Origin of the sequence: Flavobacterium sp. NRK F10 (assembly GCF_024054235.1) — a bacterium.
Lineage (GTDB): Bacteria > Bacteroidota > Bacteroidia > Flavobacteriales > Flavobacteriaceae > Flavobacterium > Flavobacterium sediminis.
In genome coordinates this window covers 1-358 of the sequence record NZ_JAMXLC010000024.1, presented here as the reverse complement: position 1 = coordinate 358, position 358 = coordinate 1, and the positions used below count along the sequence as shown (strand labels likewise).

Genomic DNA, 358 nt, shown 5'->3' with positions numbered 1-358 from the left:
AACAGGTGCCGCACAGGTATTGATCAGTGGAGCAACATCAGATCAGGTAATAGTTTTAGAAGAGATAGCCATAGGTAGCTGTATCGTTACTTTATCTGAAACAGAGACAGTAATAGTAAATACGGTACCTACATTAAGTAGTTTAAGTAGTAACGATCCTATTTGTGAGGGTGATGATGCGGTATTTGATCTAAGCGGAACAGCCGGTTCAACAGTAACGTATACAATTAATGGCGGAACAACCCAGACAGTAACTTTAGACGGAACAGGTGCAGCACAGGTAGTTATAGTGTCACCTACAACAGATCAAAGTATAGTGTTGAGCGATATTAGTTTAGGAACTTGTTCTTCGATTTTG

At 39.9% G+C, this 358-nt stretch carries 1 protein-coding gene; it reads left to right on the top strand.

What is annotated here, in order from left to right:
• Positions 1–358: hypothetical protein (locus tag NHF50_RS15675; protein WP_252777375.1), on the top strand; the 358-nt coding region annotated here is incomplete at both ends.